21 protein-coding genes are annotated in these 20,277 nt (G+C 67.5%); 9 read left to right on the top strand and 12 right to left on the bottom strand.

Translation table 11 applies throughout. The features are described 5' to 3' along the window. Nucleotides 1–2: 2 nt before the first annotated feature. The 3 genes from MNR01_RS03745 to MNR01_RS03735 all read left to right on the top strand — a co-directional run bounded on the left by MNR01_RS03745 (nt 3) and on the right by MNR01_RS03735 (nt 1,161). Complete coding sequence (locus MNR01_RS03745; RefSeq protein ID WP_241919642.1) at nt 3–386, top strand: DUF5329 domain-containing protein; 384 nt, start codon at nt 3–5, stop codon at nt 384–386. A gap of 59 nt (nt 387–445) precedes the next feature. Then, the gene (locus MNR01_RS03740) at nt 446–643 is read left to right on the top strand and encodes a PspC domain-containing protein (RefSeq protein ID WP_241919641.1); all 198 of its coding nucleotides are present in this window, start codon (nt 446–448) and stop codon (nt 641–643) included. 74 nt (nt 644–717) lie between these two features. After that, on the top strand, nt 718–1,161 hold the full coding sequence (locus MNR01_RS03735; RefSeq protein ID WP_241919640.1) for a hypothetical protein: 444 nt from the start codon (nt 718–720) through the stop codon (nt 1,159–1,161). An 8-nt stretch (nt 1,162–1,169) separates the two neighbouring features. Here MNR01_RS03735 and MNR01_RS03730 read toward each other — a convergent pair whose 3' ends face one another. Together MNR01_RS03730 and MNR01_RS03725 are read right to left on the bottom strand one after the other, a co-directional pair. Further along, nucleotides 1,170–2,087, bottom strand: coding sequence for a DedA family protein/thiosulfate sulfurtransferase GlpE (locus MNR01_RS03730; protein ID WP_241919639.1), 918 nt, complete (start codon nt 2,085–2,087; stop codon nt 1,170–1,172). A gap of 118 nt (nt 2,088–2,205) precedes the next feature. Continuing rightward, nucleotides 2,206–2,988, bottom strand: coding sequence for an NRDE family protein (locus tag MNR01_RS03725; RefSeq protein ID WP_241919638.1), 783 nt, complete (start codon nt 2,986–2,988; stop codon nt 2,206–2,208). A 220-nt stretch (nt 2,989–3,208) separates the two neighbouring features. On the opposite strand from MNR01_RS03725, the gene MNR01_RS03720 reads away from it, so the two are divergent. Together MNR01_RS03720 and MNR01_RS03715 are read left to right on the top strand one after the other, a co-directional pair. Next, the gene (locus MNR01_RS03720; RefSeq protein WP_241919637.1) at nt 3,209–3,415 is read left to right on the top strand and encodes a hypothetical protein; all 207 of its coding nucleotides are present in this window, start codon (nt 3,209–3,211) and stop codon (nt 3,413–3,415) included. 306 nt (nt 3,416–3,721) lie between these two features. Continuing rightward, a complete protein-coding gene (locus tag MNR01_RS03715) occupies nt 3,722–5,077 on the top strand; it encodes an alpha/beta hydrolase (protein WP_241919636.1) in 1,356 nt (451 codons plus the stop codon). Nucleotides 5,078–5,137: 60 nt separating this feature from the next. Here MNR01_RS03715 and MNR01_RS03710 read toward each other — a convergent pair whose 3' ends face one another. Continuing rightward, nucleotides 5,138–5,365 carry a hypothetical protein gene (locus MNR01_RS03710; protein ID WP_241919635.1) on the bottom strand — a complete coding sequence of 76 codons (228 nt, stop codon included), beginning with the start codon at nt 5,363–5,365 and terminating at the stop codon, nt 5,138–5,140. A 233-nt stretch (nt 5,366–5,598) separates the two neighbouring features. Between MNR01_RS03710 and MNR01_RS03705 the strand changes: the two genes are divergently transcribed. The 3 genes from MNR01_RS03705 to MNR01_RS03695 all read left to right on the top strand — a co-directional run bounded on the left by MNR01_RS03705 (nt 5,599) and on the right by MNR01_RS03695 (nt 8,856). Beyond that, a complete protein-coding gene (locus tag MNR01_RS03705) occupies nt 5,599–5,850 on the top strand; it encodes a hypothetical protein (protein WP_241919634.1) in 252 nt (83 codons plus the stop codon). Between the two features lie 29 nt (nt 5,851–5,879). Continuing rightward, nucleotides 5,880–6,152, top strand: coding sequence for a DUF4242 domain-containing protein (locus MNR01_RS03700; protein ID WP_241919633.1), 273 nt, complete (start codon nt 5,880–5,882; stop codon nt 6,150–6,152). Between the two features lie 82 nt (nt 6,153–6,234). Further along, nucleotides 6,235–8,856, top strand: coding sequence for a helix-turn-helix transcriptional regulator (locus tag MNR01_RS03695; protein WP_241919632.1), 2,622 nt, complete (start codon nt 6,235–6,237; stop codon nt 8,854–8,856). Between the two features lie 15 nt (nt 8,857–8,871). On the opposite strand, the gene MNR01_RS03690 is transcribed toward MNR01_RS03695, so the two are convergent. The 9 genes from MNR01_RS03690 to MNR01_RS03650 all read right to left on the bottom strand — a co-directional run bounded on the left by MNR01_RS03690 (nt 8,872) and on the right by MNR01_RS03650 (nt 19,159). Next, nucleotides 8,872–9,915 carry a DUF2955 domain-containing protein gene (locus MNR01_RS03690; RefSeq protein WP_241919631.1) on the bottom strand — a complete coding sequence of 348 codons (1,044 nt, stop codon included), beginning with the start codon at nt 9,913–9,915 and terminating at the stop codon, nt 8,872–8,874. A 14-nt stretch (nt 9,916–9,929) separates the two neighbouring features. Continuing rightward, the gene (locus tag MNR01_RS03685) at nt 9,930–11,084 is read right to left on the bottom strand and encodes an HlyD family secretion protein (protein WP_241919630.1); all 1,155 of its coding nucleotides are present in this window, start codon (nt 11,082–11,084) and stop codon (nt 9,930–9,932) included. Continuing rightward, nucleotides 11,081–12,673: a TolC family protein gene (locus MNR01_RS03680; protein WP_241919629.1), complete on the bottom strand. Its 1,593-nt coding sequence runs from the start codon at nt 12,671–12,673 to the stop codon at nt 11,081–11,083. Before MNR01_RS03680 ends, MNR01_RS03685 begins: the two co-directional genes overlap by 4 nt. 19 nt (nt 12,674–12,692) lie before the next feature. Continuing rightward, nucleotides 12,693–13,829, bottom strand: coding sequence for an AI-2E family transporter (locus MNR01_RS03675; protein ID WP_241919628.1), 1,137 nt, complete (start codon nt 13,827–13,829; stop codon nt 12,693–12,695). A 119-nt stretch (nt 13,830–13,948) separates the two neighbouring features. Then, on the bottom strand, nt 13,949–14,407 hold the full coding sequence (locus MNR01_RS03670) for a hypothetical protein (protein ID WP_241919627.1): 459 nt from the start codon (nt 14,405–14,407) through the stop codon (nt 13,949–13,951). A 102-nt stretch (nt 14,408–14,509) separates the two neighbouring features. Beyond that, nucleotides 14,510–15,469, bottom strand: coding sequence for an SOS response-associated peptidase family protein (locus MNR01_RS03665; RefSeq protein ID WP_241919626.1), 960 nt, complete (start codon nt 15,467–15,469; stop codon nt 14,510–14,512). 270 nt (nt 15,470–15,739) lie between these two features. Beyond that, nucleotides 15,740–16,768, bottom strand: a complete 1,029-nt coding sequence (locus tag MNR01_RS03660; protein ID WP_241919625.1) for an HlyD family secretion protein — start codon at nt 16,766–16,768, stop codon at nt 15,740–15,742. Then, nucleotides 16,765–18,282 carry an MFS transporter gene (locus tag MNR01_RS03655; protein WP_241919624.1) on the bottom strand — a complete coding sequence of 506 codons (1,518 nt, stop codon included), beginning with the start codon at nt 18,280–18,282 and terminating at the stop codon, nt 16,765–16,767. Before MNR01_RS03655 ends, MNR01_RS03660 begins: the two co-directional genes overlap by 4 nt. Before the next feature lie 79 nt (nt 18,283–18,361). Continuing rightward, nucleotides 18,362–19,159 (bottom strand): SDR family oxidoreductase, encoded by a 798-nt coding sequence (locus MNR01_RS03650; protein ID WP_241919623.1) that lies wholly within the window; start codon nt 19,157–19,159, stop codon nt 18,362–18,364. A gap of 128 nt (nt 19,160–19,287) precedes the next feature. Between MNR01_RS03650 and MNR01_RS03645 the strand changes: the two genes are divergently transcribed. Continuing rightward, the gene (locus MNR01_RS03645) at nt 19,288–20,229 is read left to right on the top strand and encodes a GlxA family transcriptional regulator (protein ID WP_241919622.1); all 942 of its coding nucleotides are present in this window, start codon (nt 19,288–19,290) and stop codon (nt 20,227–20,229) included. Nucleotides 20,230–20,277 lie beyond the last annotated feature (48 nt).

Raw genomic sequence — 20,277 nt, 5'->3', positions numbered from 1 at the left:
CCATGAGCCGCATCCTCCGCGCGTCCCTGAGTGGTGTCCTGCTCGCCGCCTGCGCGTCCATCGCGCAGGCGCAGGCGCCGTTGCCGGCGAAGGCGCAGCAGGAGATCGAGCAGCTGATCACCGCGCTGGGAAGTTCCGGCTGCCAGTTCCAGCGCAATGGCAGCTGGTACCCGGCGAGCGAGGCGCAGTCGCACTTGCGGCGCAAGTACGACTACCTGCGCAAGCGCGACATGGTCGCCAATGCCGAGCAGTTCATCGAGCGCGCCGGCAGCCAGAGCAGCATGAGCGGCAAGGCTTACCAGGTTCGCTGCCCCGGCCAGCCGGCCGTCGCCTCGTCGACCTGGCTGACAACGCGATTGGCTGCCATTCGTCACGCTCCACCCTGAGCGCCGGCGCTAGACTCCGATCGCCGCCACCAGCGGTCGCCGCCAAGGATCGCGTCGCCATGAATACCACCCGCACTCTTTCCCGCTCACGTCACGACCGGATGATCGCCGGGGTAATGGGCGGCATCGCACGCAGGTTCGGATGGAGTTCGACGCTGCTGCGCATCGCCTACGTACTGATCTCGATTGCCTCGGCGGCGTTCCCGGGGATCCTGGTCTACCTGATCCTGTGGCTGCTGGTCCCCGAGGGCGACTGACTTCCCGGGAGGCGCCCAAGGTGGGTGAATCTTTCCTGGCCACCACCGGCATTTGCCTGCGCTAGGCTGCACGCATGTCGACGCTTCTTACCCGCGGACTGGTTGCGCTCGGCGCCCTGTGGACGCTGCCCAACACGTTGCTTGGACTCACCCTGGGCCTGGCCGGGATGGCCTTCGGCGCGCACCTGCACTGGCGTCGCCGCGAACTGGCGCTGGTGTTTCACCGCTGGCCCTGGGGGCCAGGTGGAGCGGTCACGTTCGGCAACGTGATACTGCACACTGGCGACAGCCTGGACTCGCCTTGCGTGACCTACGCGCACCGTGCCGGCCACGGCGACGAACCGGCGATCGTCCTTGCCGATCACGAGCGCGCCCACGTCTACCAGTACCTGGCGCTGGGGCCGTTGTTCCTGCCGCTGTACCTGGCCTTCGGCGGCATCAGCGTGCGCAACCGCTTCGAACGCGCTGCCGATCGCTACGCGCGTACCGGCCGCGGCTGGTGGCCCTGGTCGCGCTGACGGGGTGTCTACTCGAAGGCGACCTGGTTGCCTTCGCTGCGCCAGCCTTCGAAGCCACCGGCGAGCGGGCGCACGCGTTTGAATCCATGCTTGTTGAGCTCGCGCGCCAACACCGCCGCGGAGGCTTCGTTGGGGCAGTCGCAATACACGACGACCTCGTCGCGCGGTTGCAACGCCGCCTCCGCAAGCGTGCGCACGAATACGGCGCCCGGGATCCAGCCGGAGGCATTGCGCAGCGTTTCCGGACGCACGTCCAGGATCAGCGGCGAGGTGCCTTCGTCGATCAGCTGGCGAAGCTCCATCGGCGTGATTCGTGCCATGCGCAACTGGCGCAGGAACATCTGCCGCCTCCACAGCTTCCAGCCGACGAAGGCCAGGATCAGGATGACGATCGCCGGCAGCGCGAAACGGCCCAGGTCCTCCAGGCGCTCGAGCACGCTGTTCACGGCTTCGTGGAAAACAGCGCCCAGCGCGACGGCCAGGCCCGACCAGAGCAGCGCGCCGATACCGTCGTAGAACAGGAAGCGCCCGGTACGCGTGCCGGTTTCACCGGCCAGCGTGGTCGCCACCGCGGCAAAACCGGGAACGAACTTGGCCACGATCAGCGACGGCGCGCCCCAGCGTGAGTACACGCCGCGCGTCATCAGCACGCATGAGTCGGGGGACAACGACAGGCGGCACATCAGGCGCAGCAGTTTCGCGCCCAGCCGCCGTCCGCCGATGAACCACAGCCAGTCGGCCAGCATGGCGGCGAGCGTTGCCACGATCAGGATGGGCCAGACGCTGTCGCCGCGATCGACCGCCAGTGCCGCGGTCAGGATGATCGGCGGATAGGCCGGAACCGGGATGCCGCCCTGGTCCAGGAACACGCTGACGAATACGACCAGCAGGCCGTAGACGGCAATCAGGTGCAGCAGCGTTTCCATGGGGGAGGGCCGGGTGGCAGTGGCGTTATGTTAGGCGTGCTGCCGCGGCGGCGATAGCACGTCCGGTGCACCGCACCGTTGCTTGCGCCGCACCACTGCCGGCGCCAGTCAGCCAAGGTCAGGCGATCGCGAAGGTGGCCCGCGTCCGACCCCTGGGCACCCCGTCCGGGCCATAGCTCTGCTCGACGAAGGTGATGCTGTCGGCGCCCACCAGGACCACGCTGCTGCAGCGGGTGCCGTAGTTGGGGCCGCGCACGAAGGGCGGCGACAGGCGCCGCTCCAGTTCAAGGCCGACGCCGGTGTCGGGCAGGGCGGCGTCCGGGGCCGGGCTGGTATCGGCCAGGGCATCGAGCAACGGCGCCACCGCCATGTCGTCGTCAGACCGCGACAGCGACGACTGCAACCAGGCGTCGAGCGCCGCCACGGCATGGCCGCTCTTGGGCCAGGGGGCGTCGAACGCACCGTTGGACATGGCGTGGAGGCCTGGCGATACCGGGCGTCGTTCGAAAGCGGGATGGTTGCTGGCGAAGCCCAGCTCGGTTCCGTCCCAGGCCAGGAGATTGAACCGGCCGTATTCAGGGGCGTTCCCGGCGAGGCCGGCGAGGAAGGCCGGGCTGCTGTCCGATCCCGCCACGAAGCCGTGCACCAGCGCGCCACGCGAGCGCGGCATCGCGCCCTCGGCGAGGCCGGCGCGGACGTTGGTCACCGCCGCCAGCCGGCCGCGGGTGGACGCCATCAGCCAGCTGCCGCCGGCGCGGAGGTCGCGGCCGCCGTAAAGCGTCGCGTCGGCGGGATCGAAGCCGGCCGGCGACGCCGGGCGGTCATGCGCCTCGTCGCGGTTGGCGATGAGTGCCAGCCGGTAGCGGGGGTGGGCACGCCAGGCGATGGCAATCAGGCACATGCGGATGGCTCGTCTGCGAAGGACTTGTCTGACAAGGGCATGGGGAGTGGATTCATCAGGGTGAATGGCTTGTGGCGATAGCGTTGTAGGGAAAGTCCTACACACCAGAGCGATGCCGCCCGACTGCGGAAGCGCCGCGGTTTGTGGAGGCTATGACCATGACACAGGAACCGCCTGTTCGCAGGACGGCCGCCCACTCCCAACCGCCGGGAGGTGACCCATGTACCGAGTCGAACTATCGCGACAGGATGGCAGCATCCTGGCCCAGCAGATCGCAGAAGCCGCGGTCGATTATTCCAGTGCCGAGGCCGCGCTGGCGGCTGTGTTGCCCCAGGCCAAGCGCTGCGCCGAGACGATGAGCCAGGCACTCTGGCTGCGCATCTACGACGATCGCGCCCGCGTGGTTTTCGGCACGCTGCTGCTCTGAGCCAACGTGCTCTAAGCCAGATCAGGCCAGACCTGCCTAGATTCCCTGTCGACGGACCGCACCGGGCGATAACCCGGGTTGCCGCTTGAATGCGCGGCTGAACGCCGCTTCCGACTGATAGCCCAGTCGCCCTTCTTGACCTTGCCGCCCTGCCAGCGCGGCCGCCGCTGTCTACGTTCGCGCAGTTGCGCGCGGGCCGCTGCTTCGGATGGATATCAACCCGACGGCGGAACCGCGCATCCAAGAGGGCATGCGCCGCGGAATCCACCCCGCTACCGTGGCGTTCCCCCACGACAGGACCGCGATATGAAGGCAGCCGCCTCGTTGTTGTTGATCTCGTTCGGATTCACAGGCGCCGCCGCCGCGGCCGACGACACTGTCCGCTGCCACGCGGGTGCCTATGCGCTCGACGATGGGCGTATCGTCGCGATCGCCACCGCCAGCGAGCCGGCGGACCTGCGCTGGCGCACGCTGGATGGCCGCAGCGGCCTGCTCAAGCAGGGCGCCGGCGGCCAATGGAACAGCAGCATGGGCTGGACCGGTCGCCCCGACGGCATGAAGGTGCGCTTCGGCACCTGCAGCCAGGGGACGATCACTTTCGACGGTCATGCCGGCCAGCGTCGGCAGTTCGACATCACCGAGACGACGTTCGAAGGCAATGGAGTGAAGCTGCGGGGGAGGCTGGTGCTTCCGCGCGGCAGCCAGCCCGTACCGATCGCGATCGAAGTGCACGGCTCGGAGAACAACTCGGCGGTGCAGGGCCTGTATACGCAGTACCTGTATCCCGCTTACGGCATCGGCGTGTTCGTCTACGACAAGCGCGGCACCGGCGAATCGACGGGTCGCTACACGCAGAACTTCCATCTGCTCGCCGATGACGCGCGCGCGGCGCTGGCGGAGGCACGGCGCCTGGCCGGTGCCCGCGTCAAGCGCATCGGCTACGACGGTGGCAGCCAGGGCGGCTGGGTGGCACCGCTGGCGGCGAGCCGGAGCAATCCGGATTTCGTAGTGGTCCGCTTCGGTCTGGCAGACAGCCCCCTCGCGGAAGACCGCGACCAGGTCATGCTGGACCTGCGCAACGCCGGTTACGGCGAGGACGCGATGGCGAAGGCGCGCGAGGTGACCGACGTCACCGGTGCGATTGTCGCCGCGCGTGGCGCAAGCGGATGGGAACAACTGGACGCGGTCCGGGCCAGGTACGCCACGCAACCGTGGTGGCCGGCCATGAAGGGCGAGTTCACCGGCCTGGTGGTCACGCTTTCACGTGAGCGGGCGGGCGAGCTGGCGCCGGTGCTGGAGCAGGAAACCAGCTGGGAGTTCGACCCGATGCCGACGCTGCGCAGCCTGCGCGTGCCGTTGCTGTGGGTGCTGGCCGGCGAGGACCGCGAGGCTCCGCCCAAGCAGACACGCGAGCGCCTGCTGCAACTGGCCCATGACGGTCGCGCGGTGAGCGTGATCGAGTTTCCGGCCACCGACCACGGCATCCTCGAGTTCGAAACCGCAGCCGACGGCGAGCGCACATCGACCCGCTATGCCGACGGCTATTTCCGCGTGGTCAATGACTGGATCAGCAACGGCACGTTCGACCACGCGCCGTACGGCACCGGCAAGATCCTGGCTGCGCCGAAGCAGGCCGGGGCCGGGACGTCGGCAACGCAGTAAGGCACCTGGCCCCCGGACGCAGCGAATGGCGGACCCTCGCTGCGTCCGGTAGACAGGCAGTCAGGCAGCGCTTCGCGTGAGCCGCAGCCCGATGCCGGAATCGACGATGGCAAACGTGTCGTCGTCGAGCCGGTCGACCGGGCCACCATCGCTCAGATGGTAGGTGCGCAGGCCTTCGACGCGGCGTCCGAGTCCGTCGGCACCGCGGGTGTCGATGTAAGTACGCCGCACATGGATGGTGTATCGGTTTCCTGCATCGTCATAGGCGTGGAACGTATCGATCGTCATGGCAATGCTCCCCTTGGGCCGGCCGGAAGGGTGGCGTGCAGCGGTCTCGCAGGCTGCGACGTCGGCGGCGGCAACATCCATGCCATGGGAGCTGTCGTCGCCGCGTGAGCGTCGAAAATGGGGAGGGGGTTTGCGCAATCTGGGGAGCGTTCCCGATGTTGCCGGCGCGCCCATTGCCTAGTCTGGCATCGCAGTCCGGATCCCGGGCTGCGTGAATCGCCGAGGACACCGCAATGTCTACTTCCCTGATGGATCTCGTCACCGCCACCGGCCTGTTCGCGCCACTGAACGCGCACACGACCGCCCCTTCGATCATGTTCAGCATGGACGACTGGCGGGACATCGAATACGCGGCCGGCACCGAGCCGGTCCACCACGTTCATCGCGAACGCGATTTCGGCGTGGGCTATGGCAACAGTTCCGGGTACGCCAGCGACCGTCACTACACCAGCAGCTGGATGCCCATCCGCTTCGGCTGCGTCTGAGCCCGCTGCGCCACCTCGAGGACCCCGTCATGCCCCGATACCTGATCGAACGCGCCTTCGCAGCCGATCTCGCCATCCCCGCGGGCGGGGAGGGGGCCAGGGATTGCGCGCGGATAGCCAGCATCAATGGCGACAGCGGCGTCAACTGGCTGCACTCCTATGTGAGTGCCGATCGGCGCAGGACCTTCTGCATCTATGACGCGCCTTCGCCGGAGGCGATCCGGCAGGCAGCGCGCCGCAATGGCTTGCCGGTGGCCAGCATCATCGAAATATCCGACCTGTCGCCATTCTTCTACTTCTGAATGCGCGCCGTCGGCCTGGGGCGCCGCCCGTGCGCGTTTCATCGGGGGATAATCGGATCGCGATACCCCCGGAGCCGGCAAGGTGGAGCTGATTGAACGAGGCAATGCACTAAGCCTGTTGCAGGGCGCGCTGGAGGTCGCGGGGCAAGGTGCCGGCCGCACGGCGCTGGTGTGCGGTGAAGCCGGCATCGGCAAGACCTCGTTGCTGACGCAGCTGGTCGCCGGGCATGGCGCAGGGCGCGTGCTGTGGGGCGGATGCGAGGCGTTGTTCTCGCCGCGACCGCTGGGACCGCTCTACGACATGGCCAGCGCCATGGGGTCGAAACTGCAGGCGCTGCTCGGCCTGGAGGGGCACCGAACGGAATTGTTCAGCTGCTTCCTGGCGGAACTGCAGCAAGCCAGTGATCCCACCATCGTCGTGCTCGAGGACCTGCACTGGGCCGACGCAGCGACGCTGGACCTGGTCAAGTTCCTGGCGCGCCGGATACAACGCGTGCGCGCGCTGCTGGTGCTGACCTATCGCGACGACGAACTCGGCGACCGCCATCCGTTGCAACTGGTGCTCGGTGACCTGCCCGCCGACGCCGTGGTGCGCGTGCCGCTGCTGCCGTTGTCGGAGGCCGGAGTGGCCGAACTGGCCCGCCAGTCGAGTCATCCGGCCGAGGGCATCTATGCAACGACCGGTGGAAATCCGTTCTTCGTCACCGAGGCACTGCGTGCCGAGGGCCTGCCAGTCTCCGTGCGCGACGCCGTGCTTGCACGTGCAGCGCGACAAACGCCGGAAGTACGCGCGCTGCTCGATCTGGTCGCCATCGTGCCGGCACGCATCGAGATCGACATCGTCGAGGCGGTGTTGTCGCCCGCGCCCGACGACGTCGCGGCAGCCCTGGCATCCGGGCTGCTGGTCGCCGACGGGAGCGCGTATGCGTTCCGCCATGAACTGGCGCGGATCGCGGTCGAGCAGGCCCTGCCGGCGCCGCTGGCCGCCGCGCTCCATGCCAGGGTGCTGGCCTTCCTGGAGCAGGCCTTCCTGGAGCAGCGCGGGCGCGCCGTGGCGATGTCGCGCCTGGTCCACCATGCATCCGGCGCAGGCGACACGGATGCCGTGCTCAAGTACGCACTGCAGGCCGGCAACGAGGCCGCCAACCATGGCGCCCATTGCGAGGCCGCCACGCTCTATGGCGCCGCCCTTGCCCACGCCGATGCGCTCGCGCCGGCCGCCCGCGCCGAACTGCTCGAAGACCTGTCGTACCAGTGCTACCTGGTCGAGCAGAACGACGATGCCATCGCCATGCGCCTGGAGGCCCTGGCGATATGGCGCAAGCTCGGCGACCTGCGCCGGGAGGGGCGGACGCTGCGCTGGCTGTCGCGCCTGAACTGGTTCGGCGGCCGCAGGCAGGAAGCCGAGGAATATGCGAACCAGGCCGTGCACCTGCTGCGCGATTTCCCCGACGACGAGGCCTACGCCTGGGCCCTGAGCAATCGTTCGCAGTTGTACATGCTGTCCGGGCACACCGACGAATCGGTCGAGTGGGGCACCCGCGCCATCGAGCTGGCGACGCGTATCGGCAGCAACGAGGTGCTTGCCCATTCGCTCAACAACGTCGGCACCGCGCGCTATGCCGAAGGCGATGACGAAGGCAAGGCGATGATCGAGCAGAGCCTGCGGATATCGCTCGCCAATGACTTCGAGGAGCATGTCGCGCGCTGCTACGCCAACCTCGTCAGCACGGCGGTGAAGCTGCGCGACTACGCGCAGGCCAAGCGCCATATCGAGGCGTCCGCCGGCTACTTCGCCGCCCGCGACCTGGATTCGTGGACCAACTACATTCGCGCCTGGCAGGCCCGGCTCGATTTCGAATGCGGAAACTGGGATGCGGCGGCGAACGAGGCCCTGCGCCTGGTGACGGCGCAGGGCGTGGCGCCGGTCACGCGCATCTGCGCACTGGCGGTGCTTGCCCGATTGCGCCAACGCCGCGGCGATCCGGGAGCGCGTGAATTGCTGGATGAAGCGACGGTGCTGTCACGGCAGTCCGGTGAGTTGCAGCGCCTGGCACCGGTCGCCGCCGCCCACGCCGAGGCTGCGTGGCTGCGCAATGACGGCGGTGCGGTCGACGAACTGGTCGCACAGGCGCATGCCATGGCCGAACAGCGCAGGGACACGCGATCGCTGGGCGAGTTGCGTTACTGGTGCCTGCGACTGGGCGTCGCTGAAGGCGGGCCCGACGGCACGGAGCCGCCCTACGCGCTGCAGATCGGCGGCCTATGGCAGCAGGCCGCTGCGGAATGGGCCCGTCTGGGTTGCCCCTACGAACAGGCGCTGGCGCTGCTGGAAGGCGACGAAAGTGCGATGCGAGAGGCCTTGTCGCTGCTCGAAGGACTTGGAGCGAACGCGGCCGCCAAACGCTGTCGCGAGCACCTGCGCGAAGCCGGCGTGCGCGGGCTTGCGCGTGGACCCCGTGCGGCCACCAGCGCCAACCCCGCCGGACTGACCCCGCGCGAGATGCAGATTCTCGAATTGCTGGCAGATGGCCTGAGCAATGCCGACATCGCGCGACGGCTGGTGAGATCGGAGAAGACCGTCGACCACCACATCTCGGCGATCCTGCGCAAGCTCGACGTGCGGTCGCGCAGCGAGGCCGCTGCGGTGGCGCGGCGCACGGGTTTCATCGCGGCCGGGAGTGCCGGCGACGCGCGCGGCTGAGTGTGCCGTCGCCAGTCACGTTGCCTGCGGCGATTCCAGTGGCGTGGTGCCGTGCCCTGTCCGGCGTCCGCGCAACCATTCCAGCGCCACGATCGCGCCCCAGGCGTAGAGGGTGACCAGCACGAACAGCGTGAAGCGCGCCACGAACTCGCCATAGACATCGTCGCCGGTGCTGTCCTGCACGGCGGGGCCGACCAGGATCAGCATGGTCACGAACACGTTCACCCAGAACGACGGCGGATGGCGGTTGGGGACCACGCGATAAAGCCGGCTGGCGATGTGGATGCCGAACAGCAGCATCCACAGGGTGAACATCCACAGGTTCGGCAACAGCTTCAGGGCGAACCAGAACGCGAGCGCATAGACGCCGGCGAGGAACGTCGAGCCGATCAGTTCGCGCCCGGCCACGCGCGCGCTCACCGTCGAACCCTGTTGCGCAAGCATCACCGACTTCATGATGGTCGGCATGTACATCCCGGGATTGGTGAAGGCCAGCATGACCGGCGGCAGCACGATCAGCACCGTGCGCAGGGCCAGCCAGGCCGCGCGCTCGTGGTCGGCCACCGGTGGTTTTGGCTTGGGCCCGGCCGGGGGGGGCTCGGGAAACAGCGGCTGCACCAGCCACTGGCAGGCGACCGCCACGGCGATGCCGATCAGCAGCGAGTTGACCACCGCGCTTGCCAGCGCGTAGTCCATCAGCCCCGCCGCCGGAATCATCGTCAGGCCGACCGAGAGCAGCGTGCCGACCAGGCCCTTGCCCTTGCCGACGCTGAGGTAGGTGCTCAGGTAGAGGCCGGCGGCAATCATCAGCACGGCCGAAGAGGGGTAGTTGCGCAGTAGCGGGTTGAGCAGCAGTCCGATGCCGAGGGTCACGCTGACCAGCACCAGCAGCCCGAGCAGGCCTTTTGGCCCCGGTGGCGGTGCAGGCGTCGCGGTGAGGATTACCGCGAACAGTGGCGCCATGAAGGGCAAGGGCATCGCCAGGCCGTAGGCGAGCGCGACCGACAACGCCACCACGGAGGCGAGCCGGAAGGTACGCCTGGCGGCAGGCGCCATCATCGCGTCAGTCCCGGTCAGTAGGCATAGGTCAGCCAGCTGGCAACGCGGATGTAGATCTTGCCGAGCAGCTTGAGCACGCCGGCGCCCTCGCCATAGGCGATGACCGAGGCCTGCCCGCCGATGCGCAGCTTGGCGCGATCCTCCGGATCCTGCCCGGGGTCGATGCCGATGATCACCGGGAAGCGCTGCGATTGCCGCAGCCAGTCGCGGTCGTTGTCGACCGAGGGGAGGTTGCCGGGGTTGGGCGTGCGACCGGCGCTGACGCCCAGGCCGACGCTGCGCACCTTGCCCTTGAAGACGCGGCCCGGCAGGACATCGAAGACGATGTCGACCGGCGTGCCGACCTTCATGTGGCCCAGGTTGTTCTCGGTGTACTCGGCGCTGATCCAGATGTCGCGCACGCCGACCAAAGTCAACACCGGGCTGCCGGTGCCGGCGAACTGGCCGACCTCCGCGCGCAGGTCGGTGATGACACCATCGGTGGACGCCTCGACCACCGTATTGGTCATGTCCAGCTCGGCCTTGTCGACGGCGGTCAGCGCCGTGGCCAGCAAGGTGTTCTTTTCGGCATCGTCACCGCCCATCGATTCGATGGCCCGGCGGATGTCTGCCTGCGCTGCGACGACCATGGCCTTGGCCTGCTCCAGGCTGGCGTCGGCAATTTCCTGGCGACGTACTGAAATCGTGCCGGGATCGGTCTCGCGCAGCCGGCGCAGGCGGGATGCATCCTGCCGCGCCTTGATCTCGTTGGCGCGCGCGGCGTCGAGGTTGGCGCGTGCCGCATCCACCGCGGCGCCACCGGCGCCGACCTGCTTGCGCACGTTCTCCAGGTCCGAGCGTGCCTTGGCCAGCGCGATCCGGTATTGCGACTGGTCGATCTCGAACAGGGTCTGGCCGTACTTCACTGTCTGGTTGTTGGCGACCGCAACCTTGGTCACTTCACCGGCCACCTTCGGCGCGACGCCGACGATGTAGCCCTCGATGCGGGCCTGCGATGTGAAGGGCGTGTAGCGGTCGGCGAACAGGTACAGCAGCAGGGTCAGCACGATGGCGGCAGCCACCCAGCGTCCACCCTTGCGCACGGCCTTGCCGGCCGGGTCCTGTTCGTCCGGGCCGCCCGGCGGCGGCGCGGCACCGGATGCCTTCTTGTCGTCGTTGCCTGCGCTCATTTCGGATTCCCGCTATCGCTGGGCTGCCCCTCGGGGCGGGCAGGGAGGGGCGCCTCCAGCAGGTCGCCCCAGTTGGTCCTGGTCTTCATGGTTTCGCGCGTCGCTTCAGGCAGCAGTTCCTCCGGTGGCATCTCGGTCCAGCCACCGCCCGCGGCCTTGTACAGGGTGATCACCGCACTGATGTGCGCGCTGTTGTTGAGCAGCTCGCGCTCGGTCTGGGTGAACATCACGCGCTGCGCGTCGAGCACGCGTTCGAAATCGGCATAGCCTTCCTGGTACTGGGAGTTGGCAAGTTCCAGCGAGCGTTCGGCGGCGCGTGCGGCGCCGCCCAGGGGGGCTTTCTGCTCGGCGGTCTTGACCACGGTGATGGCGGCGTCGTCGATCTCGCGCGCCGCCAGCAATGCGGCGCTCTGGAACAGTTCGATCGTCTGCTGCAGGCGTGCGTCCTGCAGGCGCACGTTGCTGGCGATGCGGCCGTAGTCGAGGATGTTCCAGCTGATGGCCGGCCCTGCCGCGATGCTTCGGACCTGCGGGCTTCCGCCCAGCGAGGTGGTCGACCAGCCGACGCTGCCGAGCAGGGTGATGGCCGGGAAATAGTCGGCCTTGGCTATGCCGATCTGCGCCGACTGTGCCGCGACCTGCCATGCCGCCGTGCGCAGGTCGCGACGGCGCAGCAACAGGTTCACCGGCAGTTCGCGCAGTACGGCACCGTCGACGATGGGCAGCGGGCGGACCAGCTCATCGAGTTCCGGGACATCGCCCGGCTTGCGGCCGAGCACGGCGGCGAGCGCGTTGCGAACCCGCACCAGCTGGCCTTCGAGGTCCGGGATCGTCGCCAGGGTGCCCAGGTACTGGGCCTTGGCCTGCTGCAGGTCGAGTTCCGATTCCTGTCCGCTTTTGAACAACTGCTCGGTGATTTCAAAGCTGCGCTTCTGGATCGCGGTGTTCTTGCGGGCGATGTCGATCCTGAGCACGGTCGTGCGGTAGGCGTAGTAGAGATCGGCCACTTGCGCGGCCAGCAGCACCTGCACGTCCTGCTGGTTGGTGACCGAGGCAAAGAAGCCGGCTTCCGCCGATTCGATGCCGCGACGGAACCGTCCCCAGAAATCCAGTTCCCAGGCCAGGTCGAAGCCGGCGCTGTAGGCGCCGTAGTTGTCATGGACGTCCGGCCCCGAGCCACCGCTGCTGCGGCTGTCGATATAGGTCGCCGAGCCCTTGACCTGTTGCAGCTGCGGGTAGAGGTTGGCGCTGGCGATGCCGAGCACCGCACGGCTCTCCATGATCCTCAGCCCGGCGATGCGCAGCGAGGGATTCTCCTTGCGCGCGGTGTCGACCAGCGAGTTGAGCACCGGATCGTTGAAGGCGTGCCACCAGAACTGCAGGTCGACTTCGCGCTGCTGTCCGGGGCTGACGACCTGCCCGTACAGGTTGGTCTGCCAGTCGTTGAGCCAGGCGATGTCGGGCTCTTCGTAGTCGGGCCCGAGCGTGGTACAGGCGCCCAGCAGCAGCCCCGAGGCAACAATTGCCGCGCTGCCCAGGCACCGTGCCGCGCGCTTGCCGGTGGTGGCCCGCATGATCGCCCGCATCATTGGCCGTGCGCTCCTGCGACTAATGAGCGGTATCCGTATCGATGGGTTCGGCGGGCGCTGCCGGCACGACGGTGTCCAGCGAGCGCGAATCGACCCATTCCATGAACAGCTTGTATGCCACCGCGAGCAAGACGGCACCTACGAACAGGCCGAGGATTCCGCCCGTGACCATGCCACCGATGGCGCCGATCAGGATCACCAGCATCGGGGCATCCACGCCGCGCCCGAGCAGCAGCGGCTTGAGCACGTTGTCGGCCATGCCGGCGATCAGGAAGTAGATGGTGAAGACGACCTTCATCCCCGTCGACGAACCGTCTTCGGCCCACCACAGGTAGCCGATCGCCGGTAGCGAAATAATGAGGGCCGGCAGTTGCAGGATGCCCAGCAGCATCGTGATCGCCGCGAACACGCCGGCCGCCGGTATGCCCGCGAGCAGGAAGCCCATGCCCAGCAGCAATGCCTGGATGAAGGCGACACCGACCACGCCAGTGGCCACCGAACGGACCGTGGCGACCGAAAGCTTCAGCAGGCTCGGACCCTCGGTCGGACTGGTCAGCCGTATCAGGATGCGTTCGACGGTGCGACTGCCGGCCTCGGCGTAGACCATCAGGATTCCGGCGACCACTATCGCTGCCAGGAACATCAGGACCGCACCGGCGGCATTGGCCGCCATCGCCAGCGCCTTGCGCGTGTAGCCGCGGATGATCTCGGCATTCTTCTCGAGGTAGGCCGGCAGGTTGTTGGCCGCTTCGCTCCAGGCCGTGTGCAGGCGTTCGCCGACCAGCGGCCACTCGGCCACCTTCGGGCTCGGCGCGGGCACGGTGAACGAGCCCTTCTCGAACTGCTGGTGGACCTCGCTGATCTGGCTGGCGAACGAGCTGCCAAGGATCACCATCGGCACGCCGAGCAGGAGCAGCAGCGCCAGCACCAGCACGGTGGCCGACAGGCCGCGCTTGCCGCCCATCCGTCGTACCAGGCCCTGGTAGAGCGGATAGATGGAGATGGCCAGGATCACACCCAGGATCACCAGGTTCGAGAACGGCGCGAACACGCGCACGCAGACATACGCCAGGAATGCGATCAGTCCGACCTTGATCAGCGTCTCGGTCAGGTCGGTCGTGACGATCTTGCGCAGCGTTTCTTGGTCCAGGTTCACGTGGAAATCCTCCTTGACGTCGACCGGACCCGCTCGCGGGTCGGACGCCTGTGGTTGTGTGAGGGACGGTTCCATCCATCCCCGGTTGATCCGTTGCGCCGTCGCGGCGCGGGCGCGTCTCAGTTGAGTCGCCGATAGATCCTGACGACCACCTCTTCGGCCACCAGCATCACGACGATCACGGTGATCAGCACCAGCAGACCATGCCAACGCCCGTCGAAGCGGACATCGGTTCCGAACGCGTACGAGATCGCCTCGAGGATCACGAACTTGGAACCGAACAGGATCAGCCACGCCGAGAACCAGCGCATGAACGTCATGAAGCCGCCGGGGCGAGCCTTGAAGTATGCGGCGACGTAATGTTCCAGGGCAATCGTCAGCTTGAGCAGGATCTGCAGCACCAGCGCGCACATCAGCGACACGGTGAAGGACTCGATGTGGACCTTCTCTGAGAACTCGTTGAAAAGGTTCAGCACCACCAGGTCGATCAGGATCGCGCTGTAGTAACGAACGAACAACCGCTGCTTGTTCGAGGGCGCCTCGGCCTGCAGCGGCATCAGGGTGTCCGCAGTCGTCATCGAGTTCCCCGTGGTGGTCGGTGGGTGACGGGGCGGGAGCCCTTATCCGCGCAACGATGCCAATGTGATTGTTAACGTGGTGTCATGTGCCCGGCCGGCACATCAGGCCGCCAACCTGTGCTCGTAATACGGGCGCTCGCGGTCATCGAGGATGGCGTACATCGCCGCCAGGTTGTTCGGGTCCGGGTTGAGCCAGGCGTCGATGTTGTTCCGCTTGATCGGAATGATGCAGCGATCGTGGCCGACGGCGGCGATCTCGGCCGGCGGATCGTCGGTGATGGCGGCAAAGGACAGCAGCTCGGCGCTGTGCGAGCCCTTCCATTTCGACCACAGGCAGGCGACCAGCATGTCCTGCTCCGGCTCGGGTCGGAATTCCAGTACGACGTTCTCTTCCTTCTCGTCAGGTCGCAGGTCGCGGTGCTCCACGGCGTGACGGCTGACGTTCTCGTAGAACGCGTTGACCAGGACGATTCCGTGGGTGTATCCGAACTGTTCTTTCCAGAACCCTTGCAGGTTGTCGCGACGGGCGTTGTAGGTGCCGGGAAAGCGCTGGTCGAAGTTGGCCGGCTTGCCTTGGGGTCGGCACTGGTAGCGCATCGGCTTGATCACGCGCCCGCCGTTTTCCCAGACCATCACGGGCGCAAAGTGGCCAGGGAAGATCCGCGAATCCTCGGCGACCAGCGCACCGCGATGCAGGTCGGCGAGCTTGCCGCGCGCCCACTCGATCTTGTCGGTGGCGATGCGCTTTTCCTCGAGCGCCTTCTTCGTGGTTTTCTCGAGCAGGATGCGCTCGGCATCGAACAGGCGCTTGCGCTGCTTGAACAGCTCCTGCTCGTAGCGGCCGGTCTGGGCCCGGTTGAACTCGACGATCAGCGCCTTGATCTCGTGCTGCAGGTCGGTGAGCGGTTCGGCGAAGGCCGCGTCCATCGCCTTGGGAATCCTGGCCTTGCCGTCCCTGCCGCGCTCCCAGTACAGGCGCACGAAGTCCTGGATGCTGATCGTGGCGCCGAAGACCTTGGCGAACTTCCGGTAGTCGGCCCAGATCTGGGCGGAATAGCACATGGCGCTGGCCCCCTGTCGCTGTGACCGTCGCCGGAATATACGCCGCCGCCCGTGGCGGAAGCGACACGGCCCGGCCGGCCTCTCTCAGGCGACGGCCAACGCCGATCAGCCCGGTCATGCCGGTCATGGTGGCGTGGCGGGGGGCGGGGCAGGGAGCTCAGCACGGTGGAGCGAGGCGGCCCGGCGATGCGCATGCAGAGGTGATGGGTTATCGGGGTGTCTGATTGCTGCGTTGCGGCAAGGCCAGGTTCGTCGAAACCGTTTGATCGCTCATTCCTGCACCCTCGCCGTCGCCGACATTCCGGGTCGCAGTTCGGCAAGCCGCGCCGGTTCGTCCACCAGCGCAATCCTCACCGGCACGCGCTGGACGATGCGGGTGAAGTTGCCGGTCGCGTTGTCGGGCGGCAGCAGTGCGAACTGGGCGCCGCTGGCAGGAGACAGGCTCTCCAGTCGACCGTGGAACTTCACGCCAGGAACGGCATCGATGGCGATGTCGACGCTGGCGCCCGCGCGCATTCCTTCCAGTTGCGTTTCCTTGAAGTTCGCCACCACCCACAGTTCCGGAGGCACCAGCCCGATCAGCGGCGTGCCCGCCTTGACGTACTGGCCGGTTCGCGCGGCGCGCTCACTCACGCGACCGTCGAGCGGAGCCCGCACGACCGTGCTGTCGACATCGAGCGCGGCCAGGGCGACCGCAGCCCGCGCTGCATCGATATCCGCGAGCAGTTGCGGACGCTGGCTCTCCAGCACGGCGGCGCGCTGGTGCGCGGCCATCAGGGCGGCTCGCATCTCATCGACCCGCGCCGAGGCGACGTTCGCCGACGAGGAAAGCTGGTCGAACTGGGAGGCGGCAATCAACTGCTCGCCGGCCAACTGTCCTGCGCGGGTCGCGTCGCGTTGTGCACGCCCCTGTTCGGCTGATGCCTCGCGCAAGGCGGCTTCGGCCTGGCCGATGGCGGCGCGTTGCAGGTTCAGCTGGGCATCCAGGTTTCCCTCGCTGGCCTTGCGCGCGGAAAGCGCGGCCTCGGCCTGCGCCAGTCGCGCGCGGAAATCGCGGTCGTCGATGCGAAACAGCACGTCGCCGGCGCGGACCGGCTGGTTGTCGCGCACGACGACCTCGGTGACGTGGCCCGAAACCTTCGGGCTGATCTGGGTCACGTCGCCGCGGACGTAGGCGTTGTCGGTGTAATGCCGGTCCCAGCCCTGGACAATGCCACCGGGCGCGACGCTGGCGCCGACCGCAGCGGTGGCGACTACGGCGGACAGCAGGCCGACAAGCGTGGAAGTTCGAAGTTTCATGGGGAATCTGCCTGTGGAGCGTTGGACAGGGGAGGGGAACGGCCAACCAGCGCGACGCCCAACGTCGCGAGGACCAGCGCGATGGCAATCAGCGCAAACCCATCGTTGAATGCCAGCAGCCATGCCTCGCGACGCACGCCCGCGCCCAGCTGCGCCAGTGCACCGCGTGAAGCGACTTCGTCGCCCAGGCGCGCGGACCAGGCGGTTCCCAGCGTCGACAGGCGATCGCTGACCTGGCCATCGAGCCAGGACACGCGATCGACCAGCACGCTGGAGTGGAACTTTTCGCGCTCGGTCACGAAATGCGATACGAGGCCGACGCCAACGGTAGTGCCGCCCACGGTGGTGAGGTTGAAGGCGATCGTGGCAGTGGGGCCGTCGGCCATGGAAAGACCCAATGCTCCCACCAGCAGCGTCGGCACCAGGAACAGCATCTGTCCGATGCCCAGAAGCACGAGGCTGAGCTGCAACTGCTCGCCGGCCACCTGGGTGGTCGCCCTCGACGCCAGCCACAGCGCGAGTCCGCAGAGCAGGAGGCCGGCAATCATGATCGTCCGGCTGTCATGACGATGCAGCAGCTGCCACACGACCGGGAACGTGGCGATCTGCGGCAGCACACTCCACCACAGCAGATGCGAGACCTGCAGCGGACGATAGGCCTGTGTCGATGCGAGCAGCAGCGGAAGCAGGTAGACCGTGGCAGCGAAGCTGGAGCGGAAAATGAAATTGAGCGCGATCGCGAGACCGAAGCGTCGTTCGCGAAGTTTCGCCATGTTTAGAAGGGGCGTGGAAGACAGCCAGTGCGCGACCACGAAGCCCAGCCACGCACCGACGCTCAGGCTCAGCGTCCACGCAACCATCGGGTTGTCGAGCCAGAATCGCCTGGTCCCCTGGCTCACCACCAGCATCAGCCCACCCACGGCGAGTGCAAGCAACGCGGCGGCGCCCCAGTCGATGCGCAGTGCCTCACGGTTGATGGCTGCCGGCGGCGGCATCCAGCGCATTCCGGCCAGCGCCAGCAATACGGCGGCCCAGAGCTGGACGACGAACAAGCCGCGCCAACCCCACGCCGCTTCAATCGGCCCGGCGAGCGCTGGGCCGACGTTGACCGACACCAGCAGGACGAACGCCAGCAGCGCGATTCCCAGGGCCACGCGCGGCCCCTTGAGCATCGCGAACACAGCGGTAAAGGCAATCGGTCCGAAGGCGCCACCGGCGCATCCCTGGACGATGCGTGCCGCGACCAGCGCCGCCAGCCCTGGCGCCAGCGCGCACCACCAGGCACAAGCGGCGAACACCACCGCGCTGGCGACAAAGTAACGGCGCAGACCGAACGTCCTCAGCAACGTCGGCGCGGCCACGATGCCGACCAGGTTGGCGACCGTGTACGCGGTCCCAACCCAGGAAGCTTCGTCCGCAGAAGCCGCCACGCCGCCCTGGATATCGGCGAGGTTCGTACCGGCGAACTGCGTGGTCATGTTCGCAATGAACGCGCCGGCGAGGGCGGTGGCCACGACTGCCCCGGGGCGGGGAGTGCCGGTCGTGGCTGCAGTGGCCGGGATGCTGGACATGGGCGTGCGGACCGCGTTGCGGCTAGCCGATGTAGCGCGATGCCGGAGTCGTGCGTGACAGGCCGTGTGCCATCGCCTTGCGCGCGCGCTCGAACGCCTCCCACTCCGCCACATCGGGCAGGGCGGGAATTGTCACCAGCTCGCCCTGGGCGAGGCCGGAGAGCGCAGCGTCAACCAGGTCCTGCGCCGACATCACGATCTCCTGCGGCAGGTGCGAGATCGGCGTGCCGGCAATGTCCCAGAAGTCCGTCGCCGTCGCGCCGGGCAGCACCGCCTGCACGCGCACGCCCTTGTCGCCCAGTTCGTGCTGGAGCGACTGCGAGAAGGCGAGCACGAATGCCTTGCTGCCGCCGTACACGCCATTAAGCAGTTCCGGCGCAATTGCGACGACCGAGGCGATATTGACGATCGTGCCCTGGCCGCGGGCGACGAAAGCCGGTGCGACGGCGTAAGCCAGGCGGGTCAGCACGCTGACGTTGAGCGTGATCATCCGGTCCATGTCCTCCACGCTCGACTGCAGCAGCGGCGCCGTCGCACCGACGCCGGCGTTGTTGACGAGCAGGGTGATGCTGGCATCGCGACGCAGGACCTCTTCCACCCGGGCGAGGTCTTCCGGACGGGTCAGGTCGGCAGGCAGCGTCTCGACCGACCGCCCGGTCCGGTTGGTCAGGTCGGTGGCCAGCGAGCGCAGCTTGTCGGCGCGACGGGCGACCAGGATCAGGTCGTAGCCGGCGTTGGCGAGCCGGTCGGCGTAGACCGCGCCGATGCCGGAAGACGCTCCGGTGACCAGGGCGGTGCCTTGATGAATGCGGGTGTTCATGACGGATCTCAGATGACCGACGAATGCCGGGGGCAGGGCAAATGTAGGTCGTCTTGATCGTGGCTTGAATGTCGTATATACCTCGTTTCAGGTCATCACGATTTTCCGGCAATACCCGGAGGACCACCATGCTCACCATCGGTTTCGCTGTCCTGCCGCGCTTCCAGATCATGGGGCTCGCGGCCGCCTCGGCATTCGAGCTCGCAAACACCTGTGCCGAAGAGCCGCTGTACCGGGTCAAGGTTCTGTCCGAGCACGGCGGTCAGGTCGCAAGTTCCCTGGGCATGCCGATGGAGACGCGCGCACTGTCGCGACAGAAGCTCGACACTCTTATCGTCACCGGCCTGTTGCATCCGGCACCCTCCGCGCCAGGGCTGATCCAGCAGGTTCGCCGGGTCGCGCAGTCCACCCGGCGTATCGCGTCGGTTTGCACGGGCGCGTTCATCCTCGGCGAGGCGGGGCTGATCGACGGACGCCGCGTCACCACGCACTGGATCCACGCGCGCAAGCTGCAGGCGCAGTTCCCCGATGCGCATGTCGAGGACGACCGCATCTTCATCATCGACGGCCCGGTCTGGACCTCCGCCGGCATGAGCGCAGGGGTCGACCTCGCACTGGGCATGATCGAGAAGGACTTCGGCGCGGAGCTTGCGCGCTCGGTGGCGCAGAAACTGGTGGTCTATCACCGCCGCGCGGGCGGACAGTCGCAGCATTCGGCGTTGCTGGACCTGGACGCGAAGACCGACCGCATCCAGAGCGCGATGAACTACGCGCGCAGCAACCTTCGTTCAACCCTGACGGTGGAGGAGTTGGCCGACGCTGCGCACCTGAGCCCGCGGCAGTTCAGCCGGGCTTTCCGCGCCGAGACCGGGCAGTCGCCGGCGAAGGCGGTCGAACATCTGCGCGTGGAAGCGGCGCGGATGCTGATCGAGCAGAGCCGGCACAGCATTGACGAAGTGGCCACGCAAACCGGGTTCGCCGATCCCGAGCGGATGCGCCGGGCGTTCCTGCGTGCGTTCGGCCAGCCTCCGCAGACCATCCGGCGCAATGCGCGGCTGGCGGCTGGCTGACCCTGTCTGCCAACGCGTCCTGTCGAGGCGCCTGAACATCTTCTGACC

Source organism: Lysobacter sp. S4-A87 (assembly GCF_022637455.1).
Taxonomy (GTDB): domain Bacteria; phylum Pseudomonadota; class Gammaproteobacteria; order Xanthomonadales; family Xanthomonadaceae; genus Lysobacter_J.
Note: the sequence above shows the minus strand (reverse complement) of the source record. Positions and strands in the feature narration are given on the sequence as shown.

Coding starts and splice junctions, on each gene's coding strand:
- MNR01_RS03745 (WP_241919642.1), top strand. CDS start 3: ATGAGCCGCATCCTCCGCGCGTCCCTGAGTGGTGTCCTGCTCGCCGCC.
- MNR01_RS03740 (WP_241919641.1), top strand. CDS start 446: ATGAATACCACCCGCACTCTTTCCCGCTCACGTCACGACCGGATGATC.
- MNR01_RS03735 (WP_241919640.1), top strand. CDS start 718: ATGTCGACGCTTCTTACCCGCGGACTGGTTGCGCTCGGCGCCCTGTGG.
- MNR01_RS03730 (WP_241919639.1), bottom strand. CDS start 2,087: ATGGAAACGCTGCTGCACCTGATTGCCGTCTACGGCCTGCTGGTCGTA.
- MNR01_RS03725 (WP_241919638.1), bottom strand. CDS start 2,988: ATGTGCCTGATTGCCATCGCCTGGCGTGCCCACCCCCGCTACCGGCTG.
- MNR01_RS03720 (WP_241919637.1), top strand. CDS start 3,209: ATGTACCGAGTCGAACTATCGCGACAGGATGGCAGCATCCTGGCCCAG.
- MNR01_RS03715 (WP_241919636.1), top strand. CDS start 3,722: ATGAAGGCAGCCGCCTCGTTGTTGTTGATCTCGTTCGGATTCACAGGC.
- MNR01_RS03710 (WP_241919635.1), bottom strand. CDS start 5,365: ATGACGATCGATACGTTCCACGCCTATGACGATGCAGGAAACCGATAC.
- MNR01_RS03705 (WP_241919634.1), top strand. CDS start 5,599: ATGTCTACTTCCCTGATGGATCTCGTCACCGCCACCGGCCTGTTCGCG.
- MNR01_RS03700 (WP_241919633.1), top strand. CDS start 5,880: ATGCCCCGATACCTGATCGAACGCGCCTTCGCAGCCGATCTCGCCATC.
- MNR01_RS03690 (WP_241919631.1), bottom strand. CDS start 9,915: ATGATGGCGCCTGCCGCCAGGCGTACCTTCCGGCTCGCCTCCGTGGTG.
- MNR01_RS03685 (WP_241919630.1), bottom strand. CDS start 11,084: ATGAGCGCAGGCAACGACGACAAGAAGGCATCCGGTGCCGCGCCGCCG.
- MNR01_RS03680 (WP_241919629.1), bottom strand. CDS start 12,673: ATGATGCGGGCGATCATGCGGGCCACCACCGGCAAGCGCGCGGCACGG.
- MNR01_RS03670 (WP_241919627.1), bottom strand. CDS start 14,407: ATGACGACTGCGGACACCCTGATGCCGCTGCAGGCCGAGGCGCCCTCG.
- MNR01_RS03665 (WP_241919626.1), bottom strand. CDS start 15,469: ATGTGCTATTCCGCCCAGATCTGGGCCGACTACCGGAAGTTCGCCAAG.
- MNR01_RS03660 (WP_241919625.1), bottom strand. CDS start 16,768: ATGAAACTTCGAACTTCCACGCTTGTCGGCCTGCTGTCCGCCGTAGTC.
- MNR01_RS03650 (WP_241919623.1), bottom strand. CDS start 19,159: ATGAACACCCGCATTCATCAAGGCACCGCCCTGGTCACCGGAGCGTCT.
- MNR01_RS03645 (WP_241919622.1), top strand. CDS start 19,288: ATGCTCACCATCGGTTTCGCTGTCCTGCCGCGCTTCCAGATCATGGGG.